Origin of the sequence: Flavobacterium urocaniciphilum (genome assembly GCF_900110615.1) — a bacterium.
Taxonomy (GTDB): Bacteria; Bacteroidota; Bacteroidia; order Flavobacteriales; family Flavobacteriaceae; genus Flavobacterium; species Flavobacterium urocaniciphilum.
Map to the genome: position 1 here is coordinate 283,792 of NZ_FOEI01000002.1, position 16,705 is coordinate 300,496.

The 16,705-nt window shown below is 29.4% G+C and carries 17 protein-coding genes; 8 read left to right on the forward strand and 9 right to left on the reverse strand.

The annotated features are described in order from the left end of the window. Nucleotides 1–2: 2 nt before the first annotated feature. The 9 genes from BMY86_RS05500 to BMY86_RS05540 form a co-directional block, all read right to left on the reverse strand. Nucleotides 3–1,196: a M28 family peptidase gene (locus BMY86_RS05500; RefSeq protein WP_091466234.1), complete on the reverse strand. Its 1,194-nt coding sequence runs from the start codon at nt 1,194–1,196 to the stop codon at nt 3–5. A 74-nt stretch (nt 1,197–1,270) separates the two neighbouring features. After that, nucleotides 1,271–2,782, reverse strand: coding sequence for a hypothetical protein (locus BMY86_RS05505; RefSeq protein ID WP_091466236.1), 1,512 nt, complete (start codon nt 2,780–2,782; stop codon nt 1,271–1,273). Continuing rightward, nucleotides 2,772–3,227, reverse strand: a complete 456-nt coding sequence (locus BMY86_RS05510) for an RNA polymerase sigma factor (RefSeq protein ID WP_245745606.1) — start codon at nt 3,225–3,227, stop codon at nt 2,772–2,774. The genes BMY86_RS05505 and BMY86_RS05510 overlap by 11 nt, the downstream gene beginning before the upstream one ends. 107 nt (nt 3,228–3,334) lie before the next feature. Then, nucleotides 3,335–4,612, reverse strand: a complete 1,278-nt coding sequence (locus BMY86_RS05515; protein WP_091466241.1) for an Lcl C-terminal domain-containing protein — start codon at nt 4,610–4,612, stop codon at nt 3,335–3,337. Between the two features lie 65 nt (nt 4,613–4,677). After that, entirely contained in the window at nt 4,678–5,526 is an 849-nt protein-coding gene (locus tag BMY86_RS05520) for a hypothetical protein (RefSeq protein ID WP_091466243.1), read from the reverse strand. A 130-nt stretch (nt 5,527–5,656) separates the two neighbouring features. Then, the gene (locus tag BMY86_RS05525) at nt 5,657–6,331 is read right to left on the reverse strand and encodes a hypothetical protein (RefSeq protein ID WP_143065606.1); all 675 of its coding nucleotides are present in this window, start codon (nt 6,329–6,331) and stop codon (nt 5,657–5,659) included. Between the two features lie 105 nt (nt 6,332–6,436). Beyond that, entirely contained in the window at nt 6,437–8,587 is a 2,151-nt protein-coding gene (locus tag BMY86_RS05530; RefSeq protein ID WP_091466247.1) for a polyribonucleotide nucleotidyltransferase, read from the reverse strand. A 146-nt stretch (nt 8,588–8,733) separates the two neighbouring features. Beyond that, entirely contained in the window at nt 8,734–9,003 is a 270-nt protein-coding gene (gene rpsO, locus BMY86_RS05535; protein WP_091466249.1) for a 30S ribosomal protein S15, read from the reverse strand. An 88-nt stretch (nt 9,004–9,091) separates the two neighbouring features. Continuing rightward, nucleotides 9,092–9,550, reverse strand: coding sequence for a GAF domain-containing protein (locus BMY86_RS05540; RefSeq protein WP_091466252.1), 459 nt, complete (start codon nt 9,548–9,550; stop codon nt 9,092–9,094). A gap of 164 nt (nt 9,551–9,714) precedes the next feature. On the opposite strand from BMY86_RS05540, the gene xrtF reads away from it, so the two are divergent. The 8 genes from xrtF to BMY86_RS05580 all read left to right on the forward strand — a co-directional run bounded on the left by xrtF (nt 9,715) and on the right by BMY86_RS05580 (nt 16,608). Then, nucleotides 9,715–10,269, forward strand: a complete 555-nt coding sequence (xrtF, locus tag BMY86_RS05545) for an exosortase family protein XrtF (RefSeq protein WP_091466254.1) — start codon at nt 9,715–9,717, stop codon at nt 10,267–10,269. Next, a complete protein-coding gene (locus BMY86_RS05550) occupies nt 10,247–10,687 on the forward strand; it encodes an exosortase F system-associated membrane protein (protein WP_091466257.1) in 441 nt (146 codons plus the stop codon). The genes xrtF and BMY86_RS05550 overlap by 23 nt, the downstream gene beginning before the upstream one ends. Nucleotides 10,688–10,718: 31 nt before the next feature. Then, nucleotides 10,719–11,537, forward strand: coding sequence for a restriction endonuclease (locus BMY86_RS05555; protein ID WP_091466260.1), 819 nt, complete (start codon nt 10,719–10,721; stop codon nt 11,535–11,537). 11 nt (nt 11,538–11,548) lie between these two features. Further along, nucleotides 11,549–12,904 carry an MBL fold metallo-hydrolase gene (locus BMY86_RS05560; RefSeq protein WP_177177130.1) on the forward strand — a complete coding sequence of 452 codons (1,356 nt, stop codon included), beginning with the start codon at nt 11,549–11,551 and terminating at the stop codon, nt 12,902–12,904. 44 nt (nt 12,905–12,948) lie between these two features. Continuing rightward, the gene (locus BMY86_RS05565; RefSeq protein WP_091466265.1) at nt 12,949–13,368 is read left to right on the forward strand and encodes an HYC_CC_PP family protein; all 420 of its coding nucleotides are present in this window, start codon (nt 12,949–12,951) and stop codon (nt 13,366–13,368) included. Between the two features lie 77 nt (nt 13,369–13,445). Continuing rightward, nucleotides 13,446–15,713, forward strand: coding sequence for a TonB-dependent receptor (locus BMY86_RS05570; RefSeq protein ID WP_091466267.1), 2,268 nt, complete (start codon nt 13,446–13,448; stop codon nt 15,711–15,713). Between the two features lie 12 nt (nt 15,714–15,725). After that, complete coding sequence (locus BMY86_RS05575; protein WP_091466269.1) at nt 15,726–16,076, forward strand: heavy-metal-associated domain-containing protein; 351 nt, start codon at nt 15,726–15,728, stop codon at nt 16,074–16,076. Between the two features lie 52 nt (nt 16,077–16,128). Continuing rightward, nucleotides 16,129–16,608, forward strand: coding sequence for a DUF1761 domain-containing protein (locus tag BMY86_RS05580; RefSeq protein ID WP_091466272.1), 480 nt, complete (start codon nt 16,129–16,131; stop codon nt 16,606–16,608). Nucleotides 16,609–16,705 lie beyond the last annotated feature (97 nt).

Below are 16,705 nucleotides of genomic sequence, written 5' to 3' on the forward strand. Positions count from 1 at the left end.
ACTTATTCTATAATTACTTTTTTAAATATTTGTTTAGAATCTGTCGAAATCACACACATGTAAATTCCGGCGCTTAATTCAGAAATTGGTAATTGTTCTGTTAAATTAGAATTTGTAAACTCTTTTTCTAAAACTGTTTTACCATTTAAGCTTACTATTTTTACTGAATAATTATCAGCGTCTAAAGTTCCTTTATTGATAAAAAGATTATTCTTTGCTGGGTTTGGATAAATAGTAATTTGATTTTCCGAATTGAAAGCTTCGTTTGATAAAGCTGAAGTATTGGCAACTGCAAAATGCAACATGGCTCCAACGGCAGCTTTAGTAACGTTATAAGCATAAACCGGGTCCATATTTATTAATAAATCATTTGCAGTATGTGGAACCGTTGATTCATTTGTTTCGTAAAAGCCAGTAATAATTTCGTTATTATCTTCAAAAGGCATATAATCTGATGCGTAAGCATAAGATAAGTTAGTGTTTAACGTAGAGTATAATCCAACACAAGTTATTAATTCATTAGTAATAGTGTTAGATTGAGCATTATTCGTAGTTGGTGTGTTGCTTTCATCTCTTTCGCAAGTAATGGTGTTGTTTACTTGTCCGGCAACTCCACCTACTTGGTCAATATTAAAAACCAATTTAATATCTAAGTTGTTTGGATTTACAACGTTAGTTACATAATGCTGACTCCCTTTTAATCCGTCTTCTTCACCACTAAAATGAATGAATTTTATAGAATATTCCGTTGGAATACTTTGTAATAATCGAGCAGTTTCTAATAATACATTTGTTCCGCTACCATTGTCGTTTGTTCCTTTTCCAGTTATTGTATCGTAATGTGCACAAATGATAACAAAAGTGTTTGGGTATAACGTTCCGGTTTTGGTTACAATTATGTTTTTACAAACGGCAGTTGAACCAGTATAGGTGAATGGATCTTCAACAATTTGTGCAGCAGAATAACCATAACTTAAATATTTATTTTTTATCCAATTTAAGGTGTTGGTTTGAGCAGCACTTCCTCGAACTTTAATTCCGTAATTTTCGAAACTCGTTAAATTTGCTGTGGTGTTAGCTTGTGAAACTTGATTCACAACATCTTGATAACCTTGAATAAAGGTCTGCGAAAATGCAGTTGTGTTTGTTAGAAATAGCAATACTATTCCAATAGTTAGTGTAAAGTTAGTTTTCATGTTTGTTAGATTTGGTACACAAATATATGAAAAAAACTATATGTAACTAATTGATTGTTAAATGTTATAAAAATTTAAAATTGGTACGAAATACCTGCTCTAATTGAAAATAAAGAAGGGTTTAAATCATTGCTTCTCATTGAATTTAAAAAATGATAATGGAAACTTGGGTATACTTCAAATTGTAACTTATCTGAAAACTTATAAAAACTATAGAATTTTAAATTTGCAGTAAAATTGCTTTTGGTTAATGTCTCCAATGGTCCAATTTCAATAGTTTCATTTTGGTTGTTAATAGAAACACTATTTTCTTTAATAATGGTGTGACTAATTCCTGAAGATAAAGCAAATCCAATTTTCTTGTCTAATATTTTATAATAAAACTCTAATGGAATTTCATACATACTTAAATCATGATGCATCATTAACTTGTTTGATGATGAGAAACTTACCCCTGAATTGTTATTTACATCATTAAAAACAATATTGTTGGAATTCGTTTTTTCAATTTCAGTCACAGTTGAATTATTGATGTAACCAATTCCAACTTGAAGTCCATAATTTCTACTAGTCATCCATCGAATTAATATTCCGTATTGTTCATTTTTAGACGAAACAAGATTGTTGGAATTGAAATTTCCTTTTACTTGATTTTTAGGAAATAAACCAGTTCCGTAATATGGTGAAACAATAAATGAATTGGTTTTTTCTTTTGGTTTTACTTCAGTTGAATCTTTCTCTTTTTTAGGCTCTGGTTTTTTAATTTGCTTTTTTGAAGCCGCAGCAATTGCTAATGTATCTTTAGTTTCTTGTAAAGTAATTATTGTTTTTGTGGTGTCAATTTTACTTTCAGTTTGAGCATTATTTATTGCAATATTATCTTTTGAATTTGAATTATTAAAATCAGTTCCAATTGTATTTTCTTTTGTTGATTGGTTGTTTTTCTTTTTAGATGATTTTTTATTATTCTGAGCAAATACTTTAGTATTGGAATTAGACTCCAATTTAAAAGCGTCTTTTGTGTAATTTTTCTTTGATTTCTTTCTTGAATTTTTCTTGGAATTGTAATTAGTACTATAAGAATTATTAATGTTTGAATTATTGTTCTTAATAGTATTTTTAATTCTATTTCGATTTGAAACCGAATTTATTTTCAATTCATTATTTTCTGAATTGTTGTTATTTTGATTGTTGTTTATTGTAGTTTGTTCTGAACTGTTATTTACAATATTAGTATTTGAATTGTTCTTAATTTTTTGATTATTGGAATTTGAGTTTTCAAATTTTAAATCAGAATTTATATTAGAATTAGAACTCGCATTACTATTTGAATTTTTTTCAAAAGAGTCAGATTTTTTCTGATTTTTAAAATCTGAATCCATCCAATTTGTTGAATACACAAGAAGTAAAGTAAAAATACATCCTGCTAAAAAAGCTGCAAAAAACAACCAAAAGAAAGCTCTTCTTTTTTTCTTTTTTTGATCTAATTCTTCTTCAATTTTATTCCAACCATTATCATTTGGCGTAAAATCCATTTGATTTAGGTTTTCTTTAAAAAATTGTCCTATATCTTTTTTAGTATCCATTTTGAACGATTTTACTTTTGAATTCTAATACTTGTTTTTTTAAAATATTTTTGGCTTTAAATAAATTGGATTTGGATGTGCCTTCAGAAATTTGAAGCATTTCTGCAATTTCTTTATGCGAATAATTATCTAATTCATATAAACTGAAAACCAATCGGTATTGATTGGGTAAGGATTGTATAAGGGCTAACATTTTATCCAAACTAATATCCAATTCATGTATTTCAATATCTGTATCTTGAATAGGATAAATTAAGTTTTCAGTTGGTTCAAAATTTATGGAATTTTTAAATTTTGAAATGGCCTTATTAATGGTAATTCTTTTCATCCAACCTTCAAAAGAACCTGTGTTTTTAAACTTGTCTATGTTGGATAATATTTCGATAAAGCTATCATGTAAATTGTCTTCAGCTTCCGAAAAAGAAGAGCAATATTTCAAACTCAAATTGAAAAGTAATTTGCTGTAAAGACAGTAAAGCTCTTTTTGATGAGTTTTACTGCCTTTTTGGCAACCTAATATGATTTCGTTTAAGTTATTCAATTCTCTAAAAATTAAAAATATCTAATTACTCTAGTTTTTGTTTGAGAACTATTTTTGTTTACAATAGATTCAACTCCAGTTTGCATATTAATAACAACTGCATTACTTGTATTTGATTCTGTCGAACTCCAATAATTTGCGTTTTCAAAGTTACCTAAATTTAATGGTGATAAATTAGAATATATTTGTTGTAACTCATTTTTTGATGGAATAAACCAATCATGTGATACTCCTATATATGCATTTTTAGCTGTTCTACTAATTAACGTTCCATTGTTTTGATTACTACAAATTGATGGATTAGTGGCATAATTGTTTAAATTAGTATGAAAGTTTAAATTCGTGTATGTATTTTGTAATCCCGTTCCAATTTGACTAAATTGAGCGTTGGTGATGTTTGAATTCATACAACCCCATTCTTCTGTTGGAAAATCAGTTGGTGCTACTTCAATGTATTGCCATCCGTTGCTAAATTCAGATTTTTTATAAGCTATAATTCCGTCATTCGGACCAAGATCTCCAATTTCATATTCTTCATCATCCTTGCAATCCTTAATTAATGTTTTTACGATATTATTGGCCTTAATTTCAATTACATTTTCATCCATTGTTAAGATTTCATAATTGAAATTCCATCCAGTTGAAACTGCTGAAATACCAGAAAAATTCACATTAAAAAATAAATTATTTTCAATAAAAAGGAAAGACCAAGTTCCGTAATAGATTTGATTTTGATGGTAAAGTTCCATTGTCCCGTCTAAATTTGTCGTTAAAACTGCACCTGCAAAATCGTTGTTTTGACCGTCAATAAAAGGCACTTCCCAGCCACATGGTATTAGGTTTCCAGCTAATGACCATCCGCAGTTACCAATAATGTCTTCTTTCGAACAAGCATCAATAGCAAGTTTCAATTCTGCATTGTTATTTACAGTAAAAATGGTGCCATCTTGTAGTGTTGTTTGTAAAGGATAACTAATGCTAATGAAATTGTTGTTAGGTAAATTTTCTAAAATATTACTAAACATTGCGTTACTAGTTAATGTTTTTTGATCTATTATTTGCATGCTTTGATTGTAAATAAATAGCTGAAATGGATAAATGAATTTAACACAAGTAATTGACTTTGTTGGATCTGTCTCATCATTTGTCATGTATTGAATAAGTTCAAATAATTCATCTTCTTTTTTTATAACTTCTGGAAGCTTTAATGCATCATCAAAATCGTTATTTTGACAACTAGAATTTAATAAAAAGAATAAAATCGGTAGTATTTTAAATAGCTTTTTCATTGTGTGTGTTATTGGTTGTATATAGTAGTATCAGAAAAATGAAAAGGTTGCCTCAAAAAATTAAATTAATTGTAATAATAAAATGTTTCTCTTACCATTTGAGTGTTGTTTGTACTGTTTATGTCTGTGGTTTTGGTATATTCTAAATAATTGTTAGAATTAAAATTTGCGATGTAATTATTTCCAGCTGGTTTGTAATAAAAGTTTCCAAATTGTGCGATTGGTGTTAAAGTTAAGTTGCTCAATGCCATATTGTTTAATTGGGTGGTGGTTTTTAAAATATTTAACGGCATTGGATTTGTAAAATAATCGAAATTATGAGTTTGAGTTGGTGATGTCATTGCTGTTGGCTTTAATCCGTCATAAATTAATTCAATTGATCCAGTGGAATTGTATGGCGTTTTTTTGTAGATTAAACCATCGTTGTTTTTGAAGAAAGTTCCTAAATTAATAACACTATTGTCTAAAGTGTTTGTTGCTTTTGCAATAACTGAATTGTCAGAATTATATTCGAAAGAAATTACCATTACATTATTTGGAAAATCTGTTCTTCTTTGTATAATTCTTCCTTGATTGTCATAAGTTATTTCTTGTTGAGAAATAATTTCACCATTCGTGTTTAATTGTTGTGTGTTAATGGCGTTTCCAGTTGTAACTTTTATATATCGAGATGTCCATTCATTCAAATAATTGAAAACCGTATCTGCAATAACTTCATTGTTTGAATAGTATTGAATTCTTGTGTAATCTGCTGATGGATTTGATTCATACGTTTGATGAATAACTTTTTTGTTTAATGTCATCAAATTTTGATTGGTAGGTGAAGTTGTGTCTTCATTTAAATTTTCATTATCACATGAAAATGATAATACTGAAAAAATTGTAGCTAAAGAATAAATTTTTAGAGTTTTCATACTATTGTTTTTATTGGTTCTAATATTTAGTTATTGAAACTATGAAAAGGTTGCTTTTAAATAATAAAAAAAACCTGAAATTTATTTTTCAGGTTTCAGTTTTTATAAAGTATAATGTATTATGTACTTGTTATTCTTCAATTTTTGATTCTTTTTTCTTGAAATTGACAATGTATCTTAATCCAGTATTTAATTGAAAATAGGTGTCTATATAAGCTCCATCGTTTTGTGTAATATTAGTAAAACCGCCACTTGCTTTTAATTCTGTAAAACAAATGAAATCTTTAAACACATTAAAATCAAATCCTAAACCTAATACTAGTTTTAATTCTTTATCTTTTAATGCTATTGCTTCTTTTAATTCTGGAAAAGCATCTGTTTCTTCGGTTAAACCATGATAATAATTTGATGTGTCGAATAAATTTATTCCTAAACCTGCTTCTAAATACGCCCTAATATTTTTTTCATAATCAGGAAATCCAGAAAATCGATATCCAATATCAAATGAATTTGTATTGTAAGAGTAAAAGTTTTGCCTTTTGTCACTTCTTACGCCATAATCGGTATTGTGAAAATTTAACGTAATTGCCCCTGTAGAAGTTTGTTTTGGATCTTTAAAGTATAGTATAGTTTGAAATCCTTTGTTAACATTCCATAATCTTTTACCAATGGATGGTTTGTCAATAAAAAAATTAGCATCATCAATACTAGAGGCATGTAAGCCTAAAGTTGGACCAAATTCTAATGTTTGAGACATTGCCAATAGTGGGAAAAATATAAAAGTAATAAAAACTAACTTTTTCATAAAATTAAAGATGTGTATTTAAAAATTTATGTAAAATTATAAAAATTCCTACAAAAAAAATCCCGATAATGTAAAATTATCGGGATTTTAAATATTTAAAAATGATTATGCTTTTGGAGCATCGTCTTTTTTCTCTTCTCTTGGTGGACGAGGTAATAATTGTTTACGAGAAACTTTTTCTTTTTTCGTTTTTGGATCTACACCTAAATATTTCACCATAAACACATCTCCCATATTTACTACGTCAGTAACATTTTCAGTTCTTTCCCAAGCTAATTCAGATACGTGTAATAAAACTTCGTTTCCTGGCGCTTTTGTATATTCTACAACAGCTCCGAAATCTAACATTTTAATTACTTTAACTTCGTATGCTTCACCAACTTCTGGTTTGAAAATGATTGAGTCAATTTTAGCTAAAACAGTTGCAATTCCTTCTGGACTAGTTCCTAAAATTTCAACTACACCTTGCTCGTCTACTTCGTTTATTACGATAGTTGTTCCTGTAGCTTTTTGTAATTCTTGAATTACTTTTCCACCAGGACCAATTAAAGCTCCAATAAAGTTTCCAGGAATTGTTCTTGTAATGATTTTTGGTGCATGTACTTTAACTTCTGCTCTTGGAGTAGCAATCGTTTCAGTTAATTTGCCTAAAATATGTAAACGACCTTCTCTTGCTTGATCTAACGCTTGTTCCATGATATCATAACGTAATCCGTCAATTTTAATATCCATTTGACATGCAGTAATACCTTCTGCTGTACCTGTTACTTTAAAATCCATATCTCCTAAGTGATCTTCATCTCCTAAAATATCAGATAATACCGCAAATTTTTCACCATCAGTAATTAATCCCATTGCAATTCCAGAAACTGGTTTAGTCATTTGAACACCAGCATCCATTAATGCCATTGTACCCGCACAAACTGTAGCCATTGAAGAAGAACCGTTTGATTCTAATACTTCAGAAACTACACGAATAGTATAAGGACAATCTGCAGGAATCATATTTTTTAAAGCACGTTGTGCTAAATTTCCGTGACCAACTTCTCTTCTTGAAGTTCCTCTTAAAGGTTTTGCTTCACCTGTAGAGAAAGGAGGGAAGTTATAGTGTAAATAGAATTTTTCTTCACCTTGTTCAGATGGAGAATCAATCATATTTGCTTCTCTAGATGTTCCTAAAGTTACAGTTGCTAAAGCCTGAGTTTCTCCACGTGTAAATACAGAAGAACCATGAACTCTTGGTAAATAATCAGTTTCACACCAAATTGGTCTGATATCTGTAGTTTTTCTACCATCTAAACGTAATCCTTTTTCTAAGATTACATTTCTAACTGCTTCTTTGTTTGTTTTGTAGAAATATTTTCCAACTAAATCTCCGTTTTCAGCTAATTCTTCTTCAGTAAATAAAGCTTTAACTTCTTCTTTAACAGCGGCAAATTTTTCTCCTCTTTCACTTTTTGCTGAAGCTTCTTGAGCAATAGCGTAAATTTTATCGTAAGCTGCAGCTTTTACTTTAGCGTAAATAGCTTCATCTTCTTTTTCTCCTTCATATTCTCTATATGCTGGAGCACCAATTGCAGCTCTCAATCTTTCTTGAGCGTCAATTTGAATTTTGATTGCATCATGAGCAAATTTGATAGCTTCTACCATTTCTGCTTCTGAAATTTCTTTCATTTCTCCTTCAACCATACAAACTGAATCTCTAGAAGCTCCAATCATCATGTCGATGTCAGATTTGTCTAATTCTTCTCTGCTTGGGTTGATTACAAATTTTCCATCAATACGAGCAACACGTACTTCAGAAATTAAATTGTAAAACGGAATGTCTGAAACGGCTAATGCTGCTGAAGCGGCTAAACCTGCTAATGCATCTGGCATAACTTCTTCGTCGTGAGACATTAACTGAATCATAACTTGTGTTTCTGCATGATAATCGTCTGGGAAAAGAGGACGTAATACACGGTCAACTAATCTCATAGTTAAAATTTCACTGTCACTTGGACGTGCTTCTCTTTTGAAGAAACCTCCTGGAAAACGACCAGCGGCAGCAAATTTTTCGCGATAATCTACTGTTAATGGTAAAAAATCCACTCCTGGATTTGCGCTACGAGCAGATACAGCAGTTGCTAATATCATCGTGTCGCCCATTCTAACAACTACAGAACCATCGGCTTGCTTTGCTAAACGTCCTGTTTCGATAGTGATATTTCTTCCATCACCTAAATCGATTTTTTCTACAAATAATTGTGGAATCATAAATTTAATTCTATAAGGTTAAACAATGGGTTAGTTGTGTTGTTGTTGTAGTTGTTGTTTGTGTAGTTGCTTCTAACCCAATGAAAAACCAAACTTTTATTGCTTTTTTTGTAAACAAAAAGGGGCACAAAGCCCCTTTCAGTGTATTATTTTCTAATTCCTAATTCCTTAATGATAGAACGATATCTGTTGATATCCTTTTTCTTTAAGTAATCTAAAAGACTTCTTCTTTTTCCTACTAAAAGTACTAACGAACGCTCAGTGTTATAATCATGACGATTCTTTTTTAAGTGCTCCGTTAAGTGAGAAATTCTGTGCGTAAATAACGCGATTTGTCCTTCTGCAGATCCTGTGTTTTCTGCTTTTCCTCCGTGTTTAGCGAAGATTTCTGCTTTTACTTCTTTAGTTAAGTACATGCTAATATTTATTTAAATGATTATTATGTAGATTGAGTTTGTCTCAATACGGGTGCAAAAGTAGGAATGTTTTTTCGTTTTACCAAAATTATTCGAAAAAAAGTGTTGCTACTTGCTCATTTACAAATTCTAAGAATCTTTCATCAGCTTCAGTAAACGGATCGATAACATGGCTATCAATATCAATTTGACCAATGTTTATTCCATTTACAAATAAAGGAACTACAATTTCAGATTTTACAGTAAAGCTACAAGCAATGTAATTATCTTGAGCAGATACATCTGGAACCACAAAGTTTGCATTACTTTCTGCAACTTGTCCGCAAATTCCTTTTCCAAATGGAATTACAGTATGATCGGTTTCTGCACCAACATATGGTCCAAGATGCAATGTTTTTGCTTCATGATTAGCAAAATAAAAGCCAACCCAATTATAATACGAGATGTTGTCTTGTAATAATTGGCAAATATTTTTTAGCTTTTCATCTCTTGTTAAAGGGCTATTAACAATTGATATGATTTGAGGTTTTAAGTTTTCGAATGGCATTTTTAATTTTTTTTACAAAATTATATATATTAGAGCATCTAAAAATTATATTTTTGTTAAAAATCAAAACATTTTGAAATGAGCTTAATGTTAGATTTTATTTGAAACATTGTATGTGATTCTTCAATTTCATATCACATAAACGAAACAATAGACACCGCCATATGAAAGATATTATAAACCAGCATAAACCCTTTTTTGTTTTTTTACTCAAATTCGTTTTGTTTTATTTGATTTTTACGCTGATTTATAAATTTTATTTAAGTCAGTTTGAAGTTCAAAATAACGAAGTGGATAACATAACTAAATTTGTGGCGGAACAAACAAAATCGGTTTTAGTTGCTATGGGTAAAGATTCGGATGTTTTAAAACATGAATTTGAACCTTCTTATAAGATTCTTTATTCTAATAAATATTTGGCAAGGGTTGTGGAAGGTTGTAATGCAATAAGTGTAATTATTTTGTTTGCATCTTTTGTTTTTGCTTTTTCTTCTACTTTCAAAAGAACTTTTTTATTCATCATAAGTGGTTCACTTTTAATTTTTGTATTAAATATTTTAAGAATTGCTTTTTTAACGATTGCATTGTATAATTTCCCAAAAAATGAACACTTCTTACACGATATTGTTTTTCCAATTGTCATCTATGGTGTGGTGTTTTTATTGTGGATTATATGGGTATTAAAATTTTCTGGCTATGCAAAAGTTACTTCAAAATAGAAAAAGTATACTTATCGTTTTAGCTTTAATTTTGATATTAATCATGGTTAGAGTTTTTGAAGATGATTTGTTTTACGATCCTTTTTTGGCTTTTTTTAAGGATGATTTTCAGAATAAATCGTTGCCTGATTTTGATGGTTTTCATTTATTTTTAGGTTTGTTGATGAGGTATTTCATAAATAGTGTGGTTACCGTTTTAATTATTTACTTTTTATTTAAAGAAAATTCAATTGTTAAACTTACGAGTATATTGCTAATAGTTTTTTTTATTGTACTTATTGGATTGTTGTTTTTATTATTGAATTATTCTACACATCCTGATTATTTGTATGTTTTTTACATTCGCAGATTTCTAATTCAACCGTTGTTTTTAATTCTCTTTGTTCCAGCTTTTTATTATCAAAGGAAAGTCCAATAATTTTTCGTAACTTTATATAAAGTTATGCGTAATGAAAGTAACGAAATATTCTGGTGAACAAATTGAATTTCAAAAAGATAAACTTATTCGTTCCTTAAAAAAATCAGGTGCCAATGATTTTATGGTTTCCGAAATTTTTCAACTTATTGAACCGCAATTGTATGATGGAATACCATCCAAAAAAATTTATAAACTCGCTTTTCAATATTTAAAAAATTATTCCAATGCGCATGCGGCTCGATATAATCTTAAATCGGCAATAGCTGCATTGGGTCCAGCCGGATTTTATTTTGAAAAATTCATTGCAAAAATTCATGAATATTTAGGTTTTAAAACAGAGATTAACTTGCGTTTTCAAGGAAAATGTGTTTCTCATGAAGTAGATATCGTACTTTTAAAAGAGAATGTGGTAACCATGATTGAATGTAAGTTTCACGCTGGAGTTGAAGCAAAGTCAGATGTAAAAGTTCCTATGTATATTTTATCACGGTTTAATGATTTAAAAGATAGGACCTATGAAATGTTTGGCGATATGAGGTATATTGATTCATGTTTAATTGTTACCAATAATAAATTTACAGAAGACGCTTTGGCTTTTGCAAAATGTTCTCATTTAAAGATGTTGAGTTGGGATTTTCCGCATCAAAATGGATTAAGAGATATTATTGATCAATTGAAAATTTACCCCATAACTTGTTTAACAACACTTACAATTGCTGAGAAAGAAAAATTATTAGCAGAAAATATTATCATCACTAAAGATTTATTATCCGATAAAAGTAAACTTGAAAAATTAGAATTAAGTAAAGCTAGGATGAAAAGAGTTTTAACTGAAGTCAACCAATTATAAAACAAAACAACATGAAAATTCATTTTTTAGGAGCAGCAGGTACCGTTACAGGTTCGAAATTTCTGATTGAAACAGATGAATTACGAATTTTGGTAGATTGTGGAATGTTTCAGGGTTTAAAAGAACTTCGCGAATTAAATAGAGAGCCGTTGTCGGTTTTGCCCAATTCGATTGATTTTGTGCTCTTAACTCACGGACATTTAGATCATTGTGGTTGGCTTCCAAAATTGGTTAGTGAAGGTTTTTCAGGTAAAATTTTCTGTTCTCATCCCACAAAAGAAATTGCTAATTTAATATTATTGGATAGTGCTAAAATTCAGGAAGAAGAAGCGGAATTGGCCAATAAAAATAATTATTCAAAACACAATCCAGCTATTCCTTTATATACAACTGATGACGCAAAAAATGTATTGCCGTTATTTCGAGTGGTAGAACCTAATTTAGAAGTTAAATTATCAGACAATTGTTGGTTTAAATTATTTTATGCTGGACATATTTTAGGTGCATGTTCCATTGAATTACATGTAGAGGATAAAGTTTTAATTTTCTCAGGGGATATTGGTCAGGATGATGATGTATTAATGTTTCCTCCCATTAAACCTAAAAAAGCCGATTTCATTTTTTTAGAAAGTACTTATGGTGATAGAATTCATCCTCAAGAAGATGTTTTATCAGAATTAGAAACTATTATTAATGATGCTGTTGCCAAAAATGGCAATGTAATTATACCAAGTTTTGCTGTAGAAAGAGTACAAACTATGATGTATTTAATTTGGCAATTGAGAAAGCAAAATAAAATTCCAGATATTAAATATATTATCGACACACCAATGGGAATAAGTGTATTAAATGTTTTTAGAGATAATTTGAAATGGCATAAACTACCCATAAATGAATGTGAAGAAATGTGTGATGTATTTACGTTAATTTCTGATTATGAAGATACCATTGCGGCCATTTATGATAACCAACCCAAAGTTGTAATTGCGGCAAGTGGTATGGTTACCGGTGGGCGAGTGCTTTCTTACTTAGAACGATATATAACGGAACCCGAAAATACGGTTATTTTAGTAGGCTTTCAAGCTGAAGGAACTAGAGGAAGAAGGTTGTTGGAAGGTGAAAAAGAAATTAAGTTTTACGGGAAATTTTATCCAGTTGAAGCCAAAATATTTTCAATTGAAGGTTTATCGGCACACGGCGATCAAAACGACTTGTTGAATTGGATGAGCGAGTTAGAAAACTCACCTCAAAAAATATTTTTAATTCATGGTGAAAGTACCGCATTGGAAGGGTTAAAGTCCAAGATTTCAGAGCGTTATAATTATGACTGTCAAATACCTATTTTAAATCAAGTAATTGAATTATAGAACGTAACATTTTTTTAAGAAGATATTTTTTTATATTTGCATCAATGAATTTCAAAAAGCACATAAGTATTTTCTTAGCATTATTTATTTTATTAGTAAATAGTAGTGCAAGTTTGGTTATGCATTATTGCCAAGATCAAATTGCTTATGTTTCATTAGTTTTTCAAGATAAAAGTTCAAATGACGATTCAGAATTACACAGTTGTTGTGTAGAACTGAAAAAAGTTGATGAAAAAAAAGAATGTTGTTCTGATCAAGAAATTAAAGTAGAAAAAAAGGTTGATTATACTTTACTTAAAGATTTTCAAATTAAGTTTACTGCTGTAACCTTTTTACCCTATCAAGAAAACGTTTTTCAATTTGCTGATGAAACTTTCACAAACCATGAGAAATTAAGCTATTATTGCGATTCTCATGCACCTCCACTTTATAAACTCTATTCTCAATTGGTTTTTTACGCATAAATATTTTAATTTTTAGATTAATTCGTCTTGAATTTATTGACGAGTTGTAAAGAATTATTAATATTTATACCAAAATTATGTTTAAGAAAATTTTATTATTGGTTATTTTTCCAATAATTTCCTTTGCACAATCTAGTGTAACAGGTAAAATCACCGATAAGGATAATAATCCTATTCCAAATGTAAAAATTACAAATGTTGAATCGAAAAACGTTTTGTTTTCAGATACTAGCGGTATTTTTTCATTGATTCAAGGTAATGGATCGGTTAATTTAGTTTTAGAAGCAACAGGTTTTAAAACTTTAGAAATTTCTCAAAGTTGTGCTCAAGATTTTACCATTCAATTAGAAGCTGCTGAAAAAGCGAAAGATATCGAAACCATTACGGTTATTTCAGATAAGAAAAGTGCTTCTCATTTAAAGAAAGTCACAAATACTTTAAATTTATCTCAAAAAGAATTACAAAAAGCTGCTTGTTGTAATTTATCAGAAAGTTTTGAAACCAATCCTTCAATTGATGTAAATTTTTCAGATGCAGTTACTGGTAATAAACAAATTAAAATGTTAGGATTAACGAGTCCGTATATTTTAATGTCTGAAGAAAACATTCCAGCTATTCGTGGAGCTTTACAAGCAACCGGATTGAATTTTATTCCTGGACCGTGGGTAGAAAGTATTCAAATTACTAAAGGTGCAGGAAGTGTAACTAATGGTTATGAAAGTATTTCAGGTCAAATTAATTACGAATTATTAAAACCAATTAAAGAAGTACCTTTCTTTTTAAATACTTATGCTTCAAACGATGGTCGTTATGAAATGAATACCAATTTCAAAACAAAATATTCAGACAAATTAAGTTCTTTAGTATTGCTTCATGGTAATGTACGTAACCAAAAAAACGACATGAATCACGATGGATTTTTAGATAATCCACTTGGAGAACAAGTTAATATTTTAAACAGATGGCAGTATAATGATGCCGAAAAAGGTATCGTTTCATTTTTCAATATTAAATATTTTAAAGATGAGAAAAGTGGCGGAACGATGCATAATTCAGATCCATTAATGAGTTGGCAAAGTAATGTGGTGACAGATAAACTCGAATTATCAAGTAAAATTGGATATGTTTTTCCAGATATGCCCTTTCAAAGTATTGGATTCCAACAAGCTTTTCAAGTAAATAATCAAAAGTCAATGTTTGGTTCAAATCAACATAATATAACCCATAAAAGTTATTTTTCGAATTTATTGTTTAACTCAATTATCAATAATACCAAGCATAAATTTATTACTGGAATTAATTTCAATTACGATGCTTTCGAAGAAGATTTACTAGTAAATTTTAGTCAAAATTTTGATAGAAAAGACACATCAATTGGAACGTTTTTCGAGTATTCGTATGATAATTTAAACAATTTTAGTTTTGTATTAGGAGGAAGAGTGGATAATCATAATCGATTAGGAACTTTTGTAACTCCAAGATTACATGCAAAATATGTTCCTTTTGAAAATACAACTTTACGTTTTTCGGCAGGAAGAGGAAAAAGAGCAGCCAATATTTTTGCGGAAAATATTAATTATTTAGCAAGTAATAGAGATGTTACAATTTTAAATGAAAATGGTAAGTTATACGGATTAAATCCAGAAATTGCTTGGAATTACGGAGCAAGTTTACTTCAAAAATTCTATATTTTCGGGAAAGAAAACGAAATTGTAGTTGATTATTATAAAACCGATTTTGATAATCAAGTTGTAGTAGATTTAGAAAATTCGCAACAAGTAGTTTTTTCAAATTTAAAAGGAAAAAGTTTTGCAGAATCTTTCCAGGTTGAATGGAATATTAATCTAATGAGACATTTAGATTTAAGAACGGCTTATAAATATTTAAACGTAAAAACAGATTATTCAACTGGATTATTGCAAAAGCCTTTACAAGCGCAACATCGTTTTTTTGCTAACATTGCTTATGAAACTCATATTTTGGATAAAGGTCAGCAATGGAAATTTGACGCAACTTTCAACTGGATTGGAGAGCAAAGATTACCTAATACGATGTCGAATCCAACACAATATCAGTTAGCAAGTAATTCTCCAGCTTATAATTTAATTAATACTCAAGTTACTAGAACGTTTTCTAGTTTTTTTGAAATGTATTTAGGAATTGAAAACTTAGGTAATTTTAAACAAACAAATGCTATATTAGCAGCAGACCAACCAAATGGTAATTATTTTGATAGTACTATGATTTATGGTCCGGTTTTTGGTAGAATGTTTTACGCGGGTTTGCGTTTTAAAATTAAAGAAGCAAAAGCAAAAGAAGTTCAACAAGTAGAAAATCATAATTAATAAAATACGAATATGAAAAAATTAGTTTTAGTAGTTTTAATCGCATTTTTTGGGTTAACAGCAAATGCTCAAGAAAAGAAAAGTAAAAACAAAAAAGTTGAAATTGAAGTAAGTGGAGTTTGTTCAATGTGTGAAAAACGTATTGAAAAAGCGGCTTATTCTGTAAAAGGTGTAAAAAGTGCTGAATGGCATGCTGATCATCAAGATTTACATTTAATTATCGACGAAACAAAATGCAGCATTTTAGATGTTGAAAAAGCAATTGCAAAAGCTGGGCACGATACACAAGATGTAAAAGCAACGGATGAAGAGTATGCTAAAATTCACGGATGTTGTAAATACAGAACGCAAGAAAGTCATTAATTGTTAAATAAATTTTTTATATTTGGTATACTAACCAATTAAATTATTTATTATGCCTTTTAATCCAATCGCTTGCTTAGTAGCAGCTTTATCAACGTTTTTAGTAGGTTTCATTTGGTATAATCCAAAAGTATTTGGTACTATTTGGATGAATGAAACGGGTATGACAGAAGAAAAAGCACAAAAAGGAAACATGATTAAAATCTTCGGATTAACATTATTGTTTTCATTAATGATTTCTTTTATGGTTGTTCCTTCGATGGTAATTCATCAAATTGGAGCATTTCAATTAGTAGGAGGTGATGAAACAAATGCCTCTTTAATTGAATTTATGAAAGACAAAGGTGATGCTTTCAGAAGTTTTAAACATGGAGCATTACATGGTTTTTTTGCAGGATTAATGTTTGTATTACCTGTTACTGCAATTAATGGTTTATTTGAGCATAAATCTTGGAAATATATTTTAGTAACTGCAGGTTATTGGATTGTTTCTTTAACTATTATGGGTGCAATTATTTGCGGTTGGAAATAATTAATACCGATGATGTATTCAATATTGTTCAATAATTGAACAATTTTCATACTATATCGGCATTAAACTGTAATCAGAAAGTAATAAAATTAAATTT